The organism is Mycobacterium sp. URHD0025, assembly GCF_000426065.1.
GTDB lineage: Bacteria > Actinomycetota > Actinomycetes > Mycobacteriales > Mycobacteriaceae > Mycobacterium.
This window is the reverse complement of record NZ_AUEQ01000012.1, coordinates 155,615-170,365: the sequence shown is the minus strand read 5'-3', so window position 1 is coordinate 170,365 and position 14,751 is coordinate 155,615. Positions and strand designations below refer to the sequence as shown.

The following is a 14,751-nucleotide window of genomic DNA, read 5'->3' as shown; positions in this document are numbered from 1 at the left end:
TTCCCCTCACGGCAGGCTCCCTGCTCTGTGCGCGGGAGTATCTTGGGGACGATGACCCAGTCCTCGTCCGGGTCCACGGCGAAGTCCTCACCCACGTCCTCGCCGAACACCCGGATGCTCGGCGGAGTCGCTGCCGCCACGGTCGCGCTCGGCGTCGGTGCGCTTGTTGCCATTCCGTTCCGCGCGCAGGCCGAACCGCGCGGCGCGATCGGCTCGGCAATCGTCGATCTGACACCGGGGCCCGTCAAAGAATGGGTGATCCAGGCACTGGGCGGACTGGACAAGCTCTTCCTGGCGGTCGTCGTCCTGGTGGTGATCGCCGCCCTCGCCGCCCTCGCCGCGACGTACGAAACCCGGCGTCGCCCGATCGGCAGCGTCATCTTCGTCGTCGCCGGACTGCTCGGCTGTGCCGCCGTGCTCACGCGGCCCGGCGCGACCCCGCTCGACGTCGTGCCCACCGTGGTCGGCACCGCAGCCGGCGTGGCGGCGCTGCGCCTGCTCGCGCTGCGGGTGTGGACGGGCCGAAACGATGAGCATGCCGCCACAGACAAATTCGACGCCACCAGGAGAACCTGGCTCACCACGGCGGGACTACTCGGATTCGGGGCGGTAAGCGGACTTCTCGGCGTCGTGATCGACCGGATGACCAGTTCCGTTGCAGCCGAACGCGACACCTCGGTGATCCCGCGCCCGCGTGTCCCCGCCCCGGCGGTCCCGGCCGGCGTGCAACCGAAAGATGTTGCCCTGCCGAGCTTCATCACCGACGGCGCGGACTTCTACCGCGTGGACACCGCACTCAGCGTGCCGCAGTTGAGCCGCGACGAATGGCGTTTGCGGATCCATGGGATGGTGGACCGCGAAATCACCTACAGCTTCACCGACCTGGACCGATTCGAAGTGGTCGAGAAGGCCGTGACGCTGACATGCGTATCCAATTCCGTTGGTGGCGAATACATCTCGACCGGAATGTGGACCGGCTATCGGTTGACCGATCTACTGGCGGCCGCAGGGGTATCCCCTGACGCCGACATGGTGTTGTCGAAGTCCGCCGACGGGTTCACCGTGGGCACCCCCGTGGAGGCCATAGCCGACGGCCGTGACGCGATGTTGGCCATCGGCCTCAACGGACAGCCGCTACCCGTCGAACACGGCTACCCGGCGAGGCTGGTGGTGGCCGGACTCTACGGCTACGTATCGGCCACCAAGTGGGTCACCGACCTCGAACTGACCCGCTTCGACCGGGCGGAGGCGTACTGGACCAAACAGGGTTGGGCACCGCGCGGCCCCATCAAAACCGAGTCACGCATCGACGTGCCGAGACGCGGCCAGCACATCGCGGTGGGCCCGACGACCTTCGGCGGGATCGCGTGGGCACAGAACCGTGGCGTGCGCAACGTCGAGGTCCAAATCGACGACGGCCCATGGCAATCGGCCCGGCTCGGGGACGCCTACTCCAACCAGACCTGGCGGTTGTGGAGCTACCCCTGGCAGTCGAGCAGCCCGGGCCGACACACCATCACGGTGCGGGCCACCGACAACACCGGTGCGGTCCAGACATCCGACGAGACCCCCACCGTGCCCGACGGCGCCACCGGTTGGCATTCGGTGGACTTCACCGTGGGATAGCCGTATCGGTGTCGGTCACCTCGACGAGATCTTGCGCCAGCTGAAGATCGCGATGAGGACGCCTATCACCACGGTGATCGGGCCGATGACCGACCAGGTGGTGGTATTGCTCATCGGACTGCCCTGCAGCACACCGAACCCCTGCAGCGCCCAGATCACACCGAACAGCGCCACGAGCACACCGAGCGCCAAGGTCACGACGAATCCCCTGTTCATGCTTGGATGCTACGCGCCGGAAGTGCTGTGCGGGTCAGGGCCTCAGCACCAATTTGCCTCTGGTATGGCGCTTTTCCAGTTCGGTGTAGGCCGCCCGGACATCGTCGAGGGCGAACACCCCGGCGATCGGCACCTCAAGCTCCCCTGCCGCGGCGAGACCCGCCAGCTCGGCGATCACGGCGATGTCAGAACCTTCGGCATTGCCGGCCGCCTGGACACCGAACTGCTCGATCGCGGGGAAATCGATGATGGTGTCGACCCTTTGGGGATCGACATCCAACTCCTCGACGGCCAGCTTCACATATCCGCCACCGAAGAAATCCAGAAAAGCATCGACGCGCCCCGATGGCGACGCGGCGCGCAGCCTGGCGGCGAGCCCGTCCCCGTAGTTGACCGGGATGACACCGTGCGCCGACAGCCATTCGTCGTTGCCGGACCCGGCAATGCCGAGCACGGTGGCGCCCGCGCGCTTCGCGAGCTGAACCGCGATGGTGCCGACACCGCCGGCCGCGCCTGCGACCGCCACCGTGTCGCCGGATTGGGGTCGCACGGCCCGGACCGCCGCGTAGGCGGTGGCTCCCGCGACATACAGCGAGCCGGCCACCTCCCAGGACAGGCCCGGCGGCTTGGCAGCCAGTTGCGTGGCCGGCACCGTCACATACTCGGCGTGACTGGACCGGGAATCAGAGAATCCCAGCACCTCGTCGCCCACCTGGAACCCCGTGACGTCCGCTCCGGTCTCGGCCACCACGCCGGCGAGGTCGCTGCCCTGGCCGGACGGAAACGTGGCGGGGAACCGGTCACGTAGGGCGCCGCGGCGAATCATGGCCTCACCCGGATTGATACCTGCGGCCCTGACCTCGACCAGGACCTCACCGGCGGCGGGAACAGGCCTCGGCAGATCACGCACCTGCAGGACGTCGATCTCACCGTATTCGTCGAACTGCACTGCTCTGCTCATACGCCGTATGACGAACCCGGGCCCGAAAACATTCCATATACAGGAGATTCACAGGGTAGGTCCATATCTTCGCCACAGTGAGCCGAGAACCCTCACTGCGCCCCGTCATGCGGGGCATCCTGCTCGACGTCGCCCCTCCGCTGATCGCCTACTACGGGCTGCGCGCTGCCGGTGTATCGGAATACGTCGCATTGCTGACCGCGACAGTGCTCGCCGGGATCAAGGTTTCGTATGACGCGATCAAGGCCCGCCGACTCGATCCGTTCGCGGCGTACCTGATGCTGAATTTCGGTCTGAGCCTCGCGGTGGGGCTGGCGACATCTGATGCCCGAATGCTGATGGCGGGCAACACCCTTGTCGGGGGCATCGGCGCACTGCTGTTCCTGGGCAGCTGCTTCGTCGGCAGGCCGCTGACGCAGATCGTGGCCGAACGAGTACAGACCGTCCCGCCAGACGACGCCGGTCCACGTGAGACGGCATTCCGGCACCGCGTCCATGTTTCGCTCTCGGCCATGTGGGGCATCGGCTTGCTGATCGGGATGCTGATCAGCCTGGCAATCATCTTCTCGCTGTCCATCGACATCGCCAACGGGGTGAACACCGTCGTTTCGCTGGCGTTGACCGCATTGTTGATGGTGGCGACGGTGGTGGTGGGCAAGCGGGCCAGGGCCGAGGGAGAACGTCTGCGGGACCAAACCCGCATCACCGAGTAGCCCGGCCGACGATGAGGGGATGGACGATCGCCGGCATACCGCGCCACACCATGGCGCCTGCCGCTACGTCGAACCCGGCGGCGCGCATCAATTCCAGCGTCGCGCGGTTGCACCGGCAGCCGGCGGCAAATCGACGCCAAGGCCCGTCCAACAGATCCTGACACGCTGCGAGGAACCGCGAACCGGCGCGGACGTGTTCGATGAACAGCAATTGCCCATCTGGGCGGAGCACGCGTGCGATCTCGCGGAGCGCGGCTTCGGGGTCGTCGACCGTGCACAGGACCAGGGTCGAGACGACGGTGTCGACCGACGCGTCAGGCAGCGGTAGCCGATCGGCGGGCGCGTCGACGATTCGCGCGGACTTCCCATCACGCCGTAGGCGATGTGCGAGTTTCCGGCGCATCGCCTCGACGGGTTCGGTGAGGATGAGTTCGGCGATCCCGTCGGGATAGTGCGCGATGTTCAGGCCGGTGCCGGCACCGATCTCGGCAACCCGCCCGCGGGCATTGGCCAACAGCGTGCGTCGCCGGCGACGCATCCCGGCGGCCTCGCCCAGCCAGCAGAACGGGTCATAGACCAGGGCCATGATCCGGAGCCACCCTGCTGACGGCGGCCGGGTGCGGAGGTCTGGGCCGGTGGTGTTTGTCATGTCGTGAACGTATGAGGCACCCGTCACGCGGCGCATCGCTCGCAACGGCCATCTTCAGCACATGGCCCGTAACGGCCATGTCGCGGCAGTCCGTGTCACAGCAAACCGAGACGGGCGGCTTCCGCGACGGCGGCAGACCGGGAAGTGCGTCCCAGCTTGCGGCGGATGTTGGCGACGTGGCGGTGAACGGTATGTGGGCTCAACACGAGCTGCTCGGCGATTTCGCGATCGCTCAGCCCCCGTGCGACGCAGGCCAGGATCTCGCGCTCACGATCGGACAGCGGGACGGGTACGGACTCGCTCGGACCAGGCGATGACGACTGCGCCGGCGCCAGCGCTTCGCGACACGCACGGACGACGGAATCGACATCACCGTGCCAGGGGAAGTGCGCGCTCCCCCGCAGCGGGATGAACGTCGCGCCTGGAATCGCGGCCGCGACCTCACGCCCGAGCCGGTACGGAATCGCCCGGTCATCGCGACGATGCGCCACCCACGTCGGCCGGCAGACGAGGGAGAGCTGCGCGCGCACGTCGAGGCGATAGACGAGATCCAATATGGCGGCGGCGTTCTCGGCGGTCGCCGCCTCTCGCTGAAACCGCGCGAAGTTCTCCCGGTCCGCCGCCTCGGCACCACTGAGGAACATGTCACCGAGCAGGCGTGAGCCGAGCCCCCAGTGCGCCCGTACCGCCGCGAGGATGGCGTCCGCCACGCCCGGAGGCGTGATCGCCCCGCCGTCGGCGTAGGACCCGTAGAGCACCAGGCGTTCGACACGCTCGGGAAACGTTGCGGCGAAAGCGATTGCGGTGCAGCTCCCGGATGAACCGCCGACGAGTGACACGCGCTCCAGTTCGAGCTCGTCGAGCAGCGCCCGCAGGACCGCGACTTCAGCGTCGAGGCAAAGATCCGACTCCCGCAGTTCACGGTCGGACATGCCGACACCCAACCGGTCGTAGCGGATCAGGGTGTACCCGTCGGCAACGCCTTGCCAGAAGCGCCGAAAGCCCGCGCTCTGCCAGTCGAGTTCGAGGTGACTCACCCACCACGCCGGAGCGACGAGGGGTGGACCGTCCCCGCGGATCTCGTAGGCCACGCGGCGGGCGCCGCGGGCAAGGAACCGGATCGCGGACGTCTCGACCATCGACACGAGCCTACGGCCGCAGGTGGGCGCCGGCGCGGAGATCGTCACGAGCGTAGATCGGGGTTCGGTGGGTTCGAACCTGGCCGGATGTGCGCGTTCGCCCACGGCGAACCCATCTGCCCGGATACCGGGAACAAACCCAGGCTCACCAAGGTTGAGCGCATCAGACTGAACTTTGGAGGTTTGATGTCCCGATCAAACGCAGTGCCCGTCCTGTTCTTGAGCGAACCGATCGTGTTGCCCGGGATGGTGGTGCCCGTCGAGCTCGACGACGCTGCCCGCGCGGCGATCGACGCCGCCCAGGCCAGCGAATCCGGCAAGCTGCTCATCGCCCCGCGCCTGGACGACCGCTACCCCACCCACGGTGTGATCGCATCGATCGTGCAGGTCGGACGCATGCCCGGCGGTGCCGATGCCGCCGTCGTCCGCGGTGAACGCCGGGCCCACATCGGATCCGGAACCACCGGACCGGGAGCGGCCCTGTGGGTCGAGGTGCAGGAAGCCCCCGAGGCCGAAACCACGACCGACGAAACCAAGGCGCTGGCTGCCGAGTACAAGAAGCTGCTGCTGGCCATGCTGCAGCGGCGCGAGGCCTGGCAGATCGTCGACGTGGTCAACAAGATCACCGACCCGTCGGCGTTGGCTGACACGGCCGGGTACGCGTCGTACCTGACCGACGTGCAGAAGCGCGAACTCCTGGAGACCGAGGACACAGCTGTCCGCCTGAGCAACCTCATCCGATGGACCGGCGAGCATCTGGCCGAGGTCGAGGTCAACGACAAGATCGCCGAGGACGTCCGGGCGGGCATGGACAAGCAGCAGAAGGAATTCCTGCTGCGCCAGCAACTGAACGCCATCCGCAAGGAGCTCGGTGAAGGCGAGCCCGAGGGGTCAGATGACTACCGGGCCCGCATCGAGGCCGCCGAGCTGCCCGAGAACGTGCGCGAGGCCGCGCTGCGCGAGGTCGGCAAGCTGGAACGCTCCAGCGAGCAGAGCCCCGAGGGCGGCTGGATCCGCACCTGGCTGGACACCGTGCTGGACCTGCCGTGGAACGTGCGGACCGAGGATTCGACCGACCTCAAGGGTGCGCGCGAGATCTTGGACGCCGACCACCATGGCCTGGACGACGTCAAGGACCGCATCGTCGAATACCTGGCGGTGCGGGCCCGTCGCGCCCAGCGTGGCATGGCGGTCGTGGGTGGTCGCGGTTCCGGCGCCGTGATGGTGCTGGCCGGTCCGCCCGGGGTGGGCAAGACGTCGCTGGGCGAGTCCGTCGCCCGGGCTCTGGGCCGCAAGTTCGTGCGTGTCGCGCTGGGCGGTGTGCGTGACGAGGCCGAGATCCGCGGCCACCGGCGTACCTACGTCGGTGCGCTGCCGGGCCGCATCGTGCGGGCCATCGGCGAGGCGGGTTCGATGAATCCCGTTGTGCTGCTGGACGAGATCGACAAGGTCGGCTCCGATTACCGGGGCGATCCGTCGGCAGCGCTGCTGGAAGTGCTGGATCCGGCGCAGAACCACACGTTCCGCGACCACTACCTGGACCTGGATCTGGACCTGTCCGATGTGGTGTTCCTGGCCACGGCCAACGTCATCGAGAACATCCCGTCAGCCCTGCTCGACCGGATGGAACTGGTGCAGATCGACGGCTACACCGAGGACGACAAGGTCGCCATCGCGCGGGATTACCTGCTCCCCCGGCAGGCCGAACGCGCGGCCCTGACCGATGCCGAGGTGACGGTGACCGATGCTGCGCTGCGCAAGATCGCCGCGGACTACACCCGCGAGCCCGGCGTGCGGCAGTTCGAGCGGCTGCTGGCCAAGGCGCTGCGCAAGGTCACGACGAAACTGGAAGAGGGCGGAATCACGAACATCATCGTTGATGAGCCGAATCTGGTTGAGTACCTGGGCCGTCCGCGGTTCACGCCGGAATCCGACGAGCGCACCGCGGTGCCGGGTGTCGCGACCGGCCTGGCCGTCACCGGCCTGGGCGGCGACGTCCTCTACATCGAGGTGAACTCGAACGAGGGCGAGCCGGGCCTGAAGCTGACCGGTCAGCTGGGTGACGTCATGAAGGAGTCGGCGCAGATCGCACTGTCCTACGTCCGGGCACACGCCGAGCAGTTGGGTGTGGATCCCAAGGCGCTGGACCGGCAGATCCACGTGCACGTGCCCGCAGGCGCGGTGCCCAAGGACGGTCCTTCGGCCGGCGTCACGATGGTGACGGCACTGGTGTCGATGGCCACCGGGCGGCAGGTGCGCGGCGATGTCGGCATGACCGGCGAGGTGACGCTGAACGGCCGGGTGCTGCCGATCGGCGGCGTCAAGCAGAAGCTGCTGGCCGCGCAACGGGCCGGACTGAAAACGGTCTTCATCCCGGCGCGCAACGAGCCCGACCTGGATGAGGTTCCGGCCGAGGTGCTGGAGGCATTGGACGTCAAACCGATGACCGATGTCGCCGCCATCGTCGCCGAGGCGCTCGAACCGGTTCGCGAGGCCGCGTCGGTCGCCGCATAGGCAACCGAGGCGCTCGCTGCCGAAACCGCCGTCCGCCGTGTGACCCCTAGGTCACACGGCGGACGCCTTTTATGAGTCATTCGGGGCAATCTGCCCAATAGCGGCGTCAGCGGGGACCATCCCGAGCAGCATTGTGAACAAACCCTGTCGGGCAGAGCGGGAAGCGACGATGGACGAAACCGAACTCCACCAATGGGACCCTGTCGTCACACGGCGGATGGAGTCGTTGGCGGGGCCGATCGCGAGGTGGTGGTTTCGCTCGGAGGTCCGCGGCCTCGAGAACATCCCGGACCACGGCGGTGCGCTCGTCGTCGCGAATCATTCCGGCGGCATGCTGACACCGGACGTCCTGGTCTTCGCGCCGGAGTTCTACCGCCACTTCGGATACCGCCGCCCGCTGTACACGCTGGCCCATTACGGGGTGCTGCTCGGGCCGACAGGGGATCTGTTCCGGCGGCTCGGGGTGATCCACGCCAGCCGGGAGAACGCCGCGGCGGCCCTGCAGTCCGGTGCTGTCGTGCTGGTGTTTCCCGGCGGCGATTACGACGCCTACCGTCCGACAGCCGAGGCGAACACCATCGACTTCAACGGGCGAACCGGATACGTCCGCACCGCGCTCGCCGCCGGCGTCCCGATCGTGCCGACCGTGTCGATCGGCGCCCAGGAAAGCCAGCTGTTCCTCACCCGGGGCAATTGGCTGGCCAAGCGGCTCGGGCTGCCCCGCTTCCGGCTGGACATCCTGCCGGTGAGCGTCGGGCTTCCGTTCGGCCTCAGCGTCATCGTGCCGCCCAACCTGCCCCTGCCGACCAAGATCGTCACCGAGGTCCTGCCTCCGATCGACATCACCGCTCGGTTCGGCGCCGACCCGGATGCCGTCGACGTCGATGCACACATCCGCGATGTCATGCAGACGGCGCTGGACCGGCTCGCCTCACAGCGCCGGTTCCCGATACTGGGTTAGCAGCTGCGGAGAATGCCGGGCTGGCTGCAGCGCTCATCTCCCCGCCTGCAATCCTTCACGGTGTGACGTCAGATACATCCACAGACGAACGCCATCTCTCCCGCCAGCTGTCGAACCGGCACATCCAGCTGATCGCGATCGGCGGTGCGATCGGGACGGGCCTGTTCATGGGCTCCGGCAAGACCATCTCCCTGGCCGGCCCGTCGGTGCTCTTCGTCTACATGATCATCGGCTTCATGCTCTTCTTCGTCATGCGGGCGATGGGCGAGCTGCTGCTGTCCAACCTGCACTACAAATCCTTCGCCGATTTTTCCGCGGACCTGCTGGGCCCGTGGGCGGGGTTCTTCACCGGCTGGACGTACTGGTTCTGCTGGATCGTCACCGGCGTCGCCGACGTGGTGGTGATCGCGGGCTATGTGGCCTTCTGGTGGCCCGATCTCCCGCTGTGGATCCCGGCGCTCGCCACGGTCGTGATACTCATCGCACTGAACCTGCCGACCGTGCGGGCCTTCGGCGAGACCGAGTTCTGGTTCGCCCTGATCAAGATCATCGCGATCGTGACGTTGATCGTCATCGGCCTCGTGATGGTCTTCACCAGTTTCCAAGCGCCCGGTGGCGCCCAGGCCTCATTCGCCAATCTGTGGAACGACGGCGGGTTCTTCCCCACCGGCCCAATGGGATTCGTCGCCGGATTCCAGATCGCCACCTTCGCCTTCGTCGGCATCGAGCTGGTGGGCACCACTGCGGCCGAGGCGAAGGACCCTGAGCGCAACCTGCCCAGGGCCATCAACTCGATCCCCGTGCGCGTGATGCTCTTCTACGTCGCCGCCCTGACCATCATCATCGCGGTCACGCCGTGGCGCGAGATCGATCCCAAACTGAGCCCCTTCGTGGCCATGTTCAGCCTCGCGGGCCTGGGCATCGCCGCATCGGTGGTCAACTTCGTGGTCTTGACCTCGGCGACGTCGTCAGCCAACTCGGGCATCTATTCGACCTCCCGAATGGTCTACGGCCTGGCCACCGAAGGCGATGCGCCGAGCCTGTTCGGCCGGCTCACCTCACGGCGCGTGCCTGCCAACGCGTTGTTCCTGTCGGGGGTGTTCCTGCTGTCGGGTGTGGTGATGGTGGCCGCAGGCGACTCGATCGTCGCGGCCTTCACGTTGGTCACCACGATCTCATCGCTGTGCTTCATCTTCGTCTGGACGATCATCCTGGTCAGCTACCTCGTGTACCGCAGGCGCCGGCCGGAACTGCACGAGGCGTCGAAGTTCAAGATGCCCGGCGGCGTCGTGATGTGCTACGTCGTCCTGGCCTTCTTCGCCTTCCTGCTGTGGGCGTTCACCCAGAAGGAGGACACCCTGCAGGCCGAACTGGTCACCCCGGTGTGGTTCCTGGTGCTCGGTATCGCCTGGCTGGTGCTGCGGCGCCGCCCCGGACATCTGGCCCGTGAAGCCGCCTTCCGCGCCGAACTCAAGTCCGCCGATTCCGACTGACGGTCTCGACCGACATGCCTTTCGATCCGGACCTGGCCGACCGCATCCGTGAACTGGCGGCCACCGAACGCGGTCTCGACGAGAAACGCATGTTCGGTGGGCTGGCGTTCCTGATCAACGGCAACATGGCCGTCGCGGCGTCGCGGGACGGCGGCCTGATGGTGCGGGTCTCGCCCGACGACAGCGAGAAACTGCTGCAACGCGACCATGTCGAGCCGATGGTGATGGGCGGCCGGCAGATGCGGGGCTGGCTGCGGATCGCCGGCCCCGCCATCAAGACCAAACGGCAACTCCAGCCGTGGGTCGAGCGGGGCCTCACCTATGCCAAGCAGCTGCCGCCCAAGTGATTTCCGGGGCGGCAGAACAGAATCACCGTTAACATAGAGTCCGTCTGACAACGACGGGGGCCCACTCATATGTTGACCGCAGTACGCAAGATCCTCGGCTTCCAGATGACCATCGCCGAGTGGCTCGGCACGGCCGTCATCCTCGCAGCCCCTTACCTGCTCATCGGTCTGGTCTGGTCGCTCACCCACACCAGCCACCTGGCCGGGATGCACGGGGCCGACGCCACGGTGTCCTTTCTGGGCTCCATCGTCTCCTGGCCCGTCCTGCTCTTCACCAACGTCTGCATGAGCTGAGGACCGGCGAATGTCTCGAAAGTCTCTGGGCGACACCGCCCCCGCCAACCGCATCTCGATCGGCCGACGCACCGCACGCTGGTCCGACGGAGACGTCACGATCGCCGACGCGATGGACCTGTGGGGCTTCGCCGCCGGCGCGGCCAACGTGATCATGCAGCTGTCCTCGCCGGGCGTCGGCTACGGAGTCGTGGAGAGCACGGTGGATTCGGGCAACCTGCTCAAGCACCCGTGGAAGCGCGCCCGCACCACGCTCAGCTATCTGGCGGTGGCCATCCTCGGCAGCCCCGAGGACCGGACGGCCTTCCGAGAAGCCGTCGACACGGCCCACCGGCAGGTCCGGTCCGGGCCGGCAAGTCCCGTGCAGTACAACGCCTTCGACCGCGACCTGCAGCTGTGGGTGGCGGCCTGCCTGTTCGTCGGCCTGGAGGACGTGTACCAGCTGCTGCGCGGCGAGATGACCGGCGCGCAGGCCGAGCAGTTCTATCGATCCGCCGCGACGCTGGGCACCACGCTGCAGGTCAGCCCGGAGCAGTGGCCTGCGACGCGGACCGATTTCGACACGTACTGGGACGCCGCCTGCAAGCAGGTCCAGATGGACGACGTCGTCAGACGATACCTGCACGACCTGGTCGACCTGCGGATGATCAACCCGTTGCTGCGCATACCGTTTCGACCGCTGCTGAAGTTCCTGACCGCGGGTTTTCTGGCCCCGGTGTTCCGCGACGCCGTCGGCTTCGGCTGGGGCCGCGGCAGGCAGCGGCTGTTCGAATGGCTCTTCCTGGCCGTGGCTTTCGGCAACCGCTTCCTGCCGGTGTTCGTCCGCCAGGGCGGCAGCTACCTGCTGCTTGCCGACGTCCGCCGACGGGTGGCGGCCGGCAAGGCGCTGATCTGATGGACCGGATCCGCCGCGCCCTGAGCTACAAACTCAGCGTCGAGCAACTGCTCGAAACATTGATGTGGCTGTCCCTGCCGTACCTCGTGATCGGCCTGGTGTGGACGTTCTTCCATCCCGAGCAGGTGCAGATCATCGAAGCGAGCCTGCTGACCAAGTTTCCTGCCGGCGCCAATCTGGTGGCCTTCGGTCAGGTGACGCTGCTGTGGCCGGTGCTGCTGCTGGGTGCCGACGTGTGCGTCGGGATGTGATGACCCGGGATCAGCATGTGCCTCAGGCAAAACTCGACGCTGACGCCCGAGGGCTGCCGCTGATTGGCTAGGGTCTTGCGTCGTGAAGGCTTGCCTCGTCGTCTGTGCAATCTGGGGAGCCGCCGCGTCCGTGCTTTCCGGATGCGCGTCGGGAACCGTCGTCAACACGGGCGACTCGGCGTCGCCGCCGCCGGTGACCACCACCGCCGCACCGCCGGCGTTCGGCACCGCGCACCTGGTCAACGCCGCGGACTACATGCTGGAGGTGGACGGCCGCAAGGGCTATTACTTCAGCACCCCGAGCGGGCGATGGCAGTGCGCGATCCTGCCTCGCGACCGCGCCGGCTGCCAACCGGCCGGCGGCACGTCGACGATGTCGGTGACCGGTGCCCCCACCGAGGTGCCCGACGCGGCCGGCGGGACCGCGGCACCGAATGCCCTTGTGCTCGACCGGGATACCGACGCCCACTTCGCCAACGTGGCACAGCCCGAATTCGCCGAGTCCGCCGCGGCCGTGCTGCCGTTCGGGAAGGTGCTGGCAGTAGCCGGATTCCGGTGCAACGTGCAGGAGCAGTCCGGGGTCTCCTGCGTGCGGGAGCTGACCGGCCGAGGTTTCACCTTCTCCGCCGAGGGCTACACCCTCAACTACACAGACGTCCCCTAGCGATGGCACATGATCAAGATCGGCACCTCGGGCTGGTCGTACGACCACTGGACCGGTGTGCTGTATCCAAAAGGCACACCGGCGAAATCGAGACTCGCCCGCTACATCGATGAGTTCGACACCGTGGAACTCAACGGCAGCTTCTACCGATGGCCCGCCGAGACCACGTTCACCGGGTGGCGCGACCAGATGCCCGACGGTTTCACCATGTCCGTCAAGGCACATCGCGGATTGACCCATTACCGGCGGCTTCGGACACCGGAGGCCTGGACGCCGCGGTTCGAGCAGTACTGGCAATTGCTCGAACCTCACAACGAGGCGCTCCTGGTCCAGCTTCACCCAGCCCTGGAACGCGACGACGACCTGCTCACCGGTTTCCTCGCACAACTGCCCCGCAAGATCCGGGTGGCGATGGAACTGCGCCACCCGTCCTGGCACGAACCCGCGGTGTTCACGCTGCTGGAGCAGTACGGGGCGGCGTATGTGGTGATGAGCGGACCCGGATTGACCTGCCGCGCGGTGGCCACCAGCGATCTGGTCTACGTCCGCATGCACGGCCCGGGCGGCAACGGCATGTATGCCGGCTGCTACTCCGACGACGAGTTGAGCCGGTGGGCTCGGCAGATCCGGCGATGGCACCACGACGACCATCGCGTGATCGTGTACTTCAACAACGATCTCGGTGGTCACGCGGTGCGCAACGCCCGAAAACTCAAGCAGCTGGTGGCGGACGAGTAGGCTGGATCGATATGACAACGTCGTCCACCTTCGCGATCGTCGGCGGTGGCCTGGCCGGCGCCAAGGCCGCTGAAGCACTGCGGGACAACGACTTTGACGGTCATGTGGTGCTGTTTTCCGCCGAAGACCATCTGCCCTACGAGCGTCCGCCGCTGTCCAAGGACTACCTGGCCGGCGACAAGTCACTCCCGGACTTCACGGTCGATCCGGCGGCCTGGTACCGCGACCACAACATCGACCTGCGGCTCGGAACCGAGGTCGCGGCCGTCAACGCCGCCGAGCACACCCTCGCCCTGCCCGACGGCTCCACCGTCGGTTACGACAAGCTGCTACTGGCCACGGGGTCCGCGTCGCGCCGACCGCCGATTCCCGGAGCCGACGCCGCGGGGGTGCACTATCTGCGCACGATCGACGACGCCGCGGCACTGAGCGCGGCACTGACCCCGGGTTCGGCGCTGGCCATCGTGGGCGCCGGATGGATCGGCCTGGAAGTCGCCGCCGGAGCCCGTGGCCGCGACGTGAACGTCACGGTCGTCGAGGCCGCGCACCTACCTCTGCTGGCCGCCCTGGGCCCCGAGGTGGGTGAGGTGTTCGCACAGCTGCACCGTGAGCACGGCGTCGATCTGCGACTGGACCAGTCGGTGCGGGAGATCACCACCGACAACGGCGTCGCGACCGGACTGCGACTCGGGGACGGCGCCACCGTCACCGCCGATGCGGTGCTGGTCGCCGTCGGCGCGGCACCGAACATCGGACTGGCCGAACGGGCCGGACTGGCCATCGCCGACGGCGGAGTGCTCGTCGATGCGTCATTGCGCAGCAGCGACCCCGACATCTTTGCCGTCGGCGACATCGCCGCCGCACAGCATCCGCTCTTCGGGGTGCGAATCCGCACCGAGCACTGGGCCAACGCACTCAAGCAGCCCGCCGTGGCGGTGGCCGGGATGCTGGGCCTGGGCCCGCAGTCCGCCACCGAATACTCGGAGTTGCCCTATTTCTTCACCGATCAGTACGACCTCGGCATGGAGTATGTCGGTCACGCACCCGAATATCAGCGGGTCGTTTTCCGCGGCGACGTTGCTGGGCGCGAGTTCGTCGCGTTCTGGCTCGATGCCGAGAACCGTGTTCTGGCGGGGATGAACGTCAATGTGTGGGATGTGCTTGACGACGTCAAAGCAATGATCCGGTCGGCCACGCCCGTCGATCCGGAACGCATCGCCGACCCGTCGCAGCCGCTGCCCGCCGGGTAGCTGCGGGCACCCAGCCCGGTCCGCGGGCGAAAACCGTGCA

The 14,751-nt window shown here is 67.2% G+C and carries 16 protein-coding genes; 12 read left to right on the top strand and 4 right to left on the bottom strand.

All coding sequences use genetic code 11. The features are described from left to right. The first annotated feature begins 114 nt into the window (after positions 1–114). A complete protein-coding gene (locus H977_RS0119495; protein ID WP_029109429.1) occupies positions 115–1,626 on the top strand; it encodes a molybdopterin-dependent oxidoreductase in 1,512 nt (503 codons plus the stop codon). A 15-nt stretch (positions 1,627–1,641) separates the two neighbouring features. Here H977_RS0119495 and H977_RS0119490 read toward each other — a convergent pair whose 3' ends face one another. Together H977_RS0119490 and H977_RS0119485 are read right to left on the bottom strand one after the other, a co-directional pair. Further along, positions 1,642–1,842 carry a hypothetical protein gene (locus tag H977_RS0119490; RefSeq protein ID WP_029109428.1) on the bottom strand — a complete coding sequence of 67 codons (201 nt, stop codon included), beginning with the start codon at positions 1,840–1,842 and terminating at the stop codon, positions 1,642–1,644. A gap of 34 nt (positions 1,843–1,876) precedes the next feature. Next, the gene (locus tag H977_RS0119485) at positions 1,877–2,803 is read right to left on the bottom strand and encodes an NADP-dependent oxidoreductase (protein WP_029109427.1); all 927 of its coding nucleotides are present in this window, start codon (positions 2,801–2,803) and stop codon (positions 1,877–1,879) included. 77 nt (positions 2,804–2,880) lie between these two features. On the opposite strand from H977_RS0119485, the gene H977_RS33525 reads away from it, so the two are divergent. Then, positions 2,881–3,516 (top strand): VC0807 family protein, encoded by a 636-nt coding sequence (locus H977_RS33525; protein ID WP_231396004.1) that lies wholly within the window; start codon positions 2,881–2,883, stop codon positions 3,514–3,516. Here H977_RS33525 and H977_RS0119475 read toward each other — a convergent pair. Continuing rightward, entirely contained in the window at positions 3,506–4,165 is a 660-nt protein-coding gene (locus tag H977_RS0119475; protein ID WP_051288968.1) for a class I SAM-dependent methyltransferase, read from the bottom strand. The two genes, H977_RS33525 and H977_RS0119475, sit on opposite strands and share 11 nt — an antisense overlap. Positions 4,166–4,260: 95 nt before the next feature. After that, positions 4,261–5,304, bottom strand: coding sequence for an alpha/beta fold hydrolase (locus H977_RS0119470; protein ID WP_029109425.1), 1,044 nt, complete (start codon positions 5,302–5,304; stop codon positions 4,261–4,263). 186 nt (positions 5,305–5,490) lie between these two features. Here H977_RS0119470 and lon point away from each other — a divergent pair, with 186 nt between their 5' ends. The 10 genes from lon to H977_RS0119420 all read left to right on the top strand — a co-directional run bounded on the left by lon (position 5,491) and on the right by H977_RS0119420 (position 14,711). Next, positions 5,491–7,818 carry an endopeptidase La gene (gene lon, locus H977_RS0119465; RefSeq protein WP_029109424.1) on the top strand — a complete coding sequence of 776 codons (2,328 nt, stop codon included), beginning with the start codon at positions 5,491–5,493 and terminating at the stop codon, positions 7,816–7,818. A 169-nt stretch (positions 7,819–7,987) separates the two neighbouring features. Beyond that, positions 7,988–8,779 carry a lysophospholipid acyltransferase family protein gene (locus H977_RS0119460; protein ID WP_029109423.1) on the top strand — a complete coding sequence of 264 codons (792 nt, stop codon included), beginning with the start codon at positions 7,988–7,990 and terminating at the stop codon, positions 8,777–8,779. 62 nt (positions 8,780–8,841) lie between these two features. Then, positions 8,842–10,272 (top strand): D-serine/D-alanine/glycine transporter, encoded by a 1,431-nt coding sequence (cycA, locus tag H977_RS0119455; protein WP_029109422.1) that lies wholly within the window; start codon positions 8,842–8,844, stop codon positions 10,270–10,272. A 14-nt stretch (positions 10,273–10,286) separates the two neighbouring features. Next, on the top strand, positions 10,287–10,619 hold the full coding sequence (locus tag H977_RS0119450; RefSeq protein WP_029109421.1) for a TfoX/Sxy family protein: 333 nt from the start codon (positions 10,287–10,289) through the stop codon (positions 10,617–10,619). Between the two features lie 69 nt (positions 10,620–10,688). After that, on the top strand, positions 10,689–10,913 hold the full coding sequence (locus H977_RS0119445) for a hypothetical protein (RefSeq protein WP_029109420.1): 225 nt from the start codon (positions 10,689–10,691) through the stop codon (positions 10,911–10,913). A gap of 10 nt (positions 10,914–10,923) precedes the next feature. Beyond that, entirely contained in the window at positions 10,924–11,808 is an 885-nt protein-coding gene (locus H977_RS0119440; RefSeq protein ID WP_036476463.1) for an oxygenase MpaB family protein, read from the top strand. After that, positions 11,808–12,059, top strand: a complete 252-nt coding sequence (locus H977_RS0119435; protein WP_029109418.1) for a hypothetical protein — start codon at positions 11,808–11,810, stop codon at positions 12,057–12,059. The genes H977_RS0119440 and H977_RS0119435 overlap by 1 nt, the downstream gene beginning before the upstream one ends. Positions 12,060–12,189: 130 nt before the next feature. Next, entirely contained in the window at positions 12,190–12,723 is a 534-nt protein-coding gene (locus H977_RS0119430; protein ID WP_231396003.1) for a hypothetical protein, read from the top strand. Between the two features lie 9 nt (positions 12,724–12,732). After that, positions 12,733–13,461, top strand: coding sequence for a DUF72 domain-containing protein (locus H977_RS0119425; RefSeq protein WP_029109416.1), 729 nt, complete (start codon positions 12,733–12,735; stop codon positions 13,459–13,461). An 11-nt stretch (positions 13,462–13,472) separates the two neighbouring features. Continuing rightward, positions 13,473–14,711 (top strand): NAD(P)/FAD-dependent oxidoreductase, encoded by a 1,239-nt coding sequence (locus H977_RS0119420; protein ID WP_029109415.1) that lies wholly within the window; start codon positions 13,473–13,475, stop codon positions 14,709–14,711. Positions 14,712–14,751: the final 40 nt, after the last annotated feature.

Bases quoted from the DNA above. Each gene is read 5' to 3' on its own strand.
- H977_RS0119490 (WP_029109428.1), bottom strand. From the start codon at position 1,842: ATGAACAGGGGATTCGTCGTGACCTTGGCGCTCGGTGTGCTCGTGGCG.
- H977_RS0119440 (WP_036476463.1), top strand. From the start codon at position 10,924: ATGTCTCGAAAGTCTCTGGGCGACACCGCCCCCGCCAACCGCATCTCG.
- lon (WP_029109424.1), top strand. From the start codon at position 5,491: ATGTCCCGATCAAACGCAGTGCCCGTCCTGTTCTTGAGCGAACCGATC.
- H977_RS0119470 (WP_029109425.1), bottom strand. From the start codon at position 5,304: ATGGTCGAGACGTCCGCGATCCGGTTCCTTGCCCGCGGCGCCCGCCGC.
- H977_RS0119475 (WP_051288968.1), bottom strand. From the start codon at position 4,165: ATGACAAACACCACCGGCCCAGACCTCCGCACCCGGCCGCCGTCAGCA.
- H977_RS0119485 (WP_029109427.1), bottom strand. From the start codon at position 2,803: ATGAGCAGAGCAGTGCAGTTCGACGAATACGGTGAGATCGACGTCCTG.
- H977_RS0119445 (WP_029109420.1), top strand. From the start codon at position 10,689: ATGTTGACCGCAGTACGCAAGATCCTCGGCTTCCAGATGACCATCGCC.
- H977_RS0119450 (WP_029109421.1), top strand. From the start codon at position 10,287: ATGCCTTTCGATCCGGACCTGGCCGACCGCATCCGTGAACTGGCGGCC.
- H977_RS0119420 (WP_029109415.1), top strand. From the start codon at position 13,473: ATGACAACGTCGTCCACCTTCGCGATCGTCGGCGGTGGCCTGGCCGGC.
- H977_RS0119460 (WP_029109423.1), top strand. From the start codon at position 7,988: ATGGACGAAACCGAACTCCACCAATGGGACCCTGTCGTCACACGGCGG.
- H977_RS0119495 (WP_029109429.1), top strand. From the start codon at position 115: ATGCTCGGCGGAGTCGCTGCCGCCACGGTCGCGCTCGGCGTCGGTGCG.
- H977_RS0119425 (WP_029109416.1), top strand. From the start codon at position 12,733: ATGATCAAGATCGGCACCTCGGGCTGGTCGTACGACCACTGGACCGGT.
- H977_RS0119435 (WP_029109418.1), top strand. From the start codon at position 11,808: ATGGACCGGATCCGCCGCGCCCTGAGCTACAAACTCAGCGTCGAGCAA.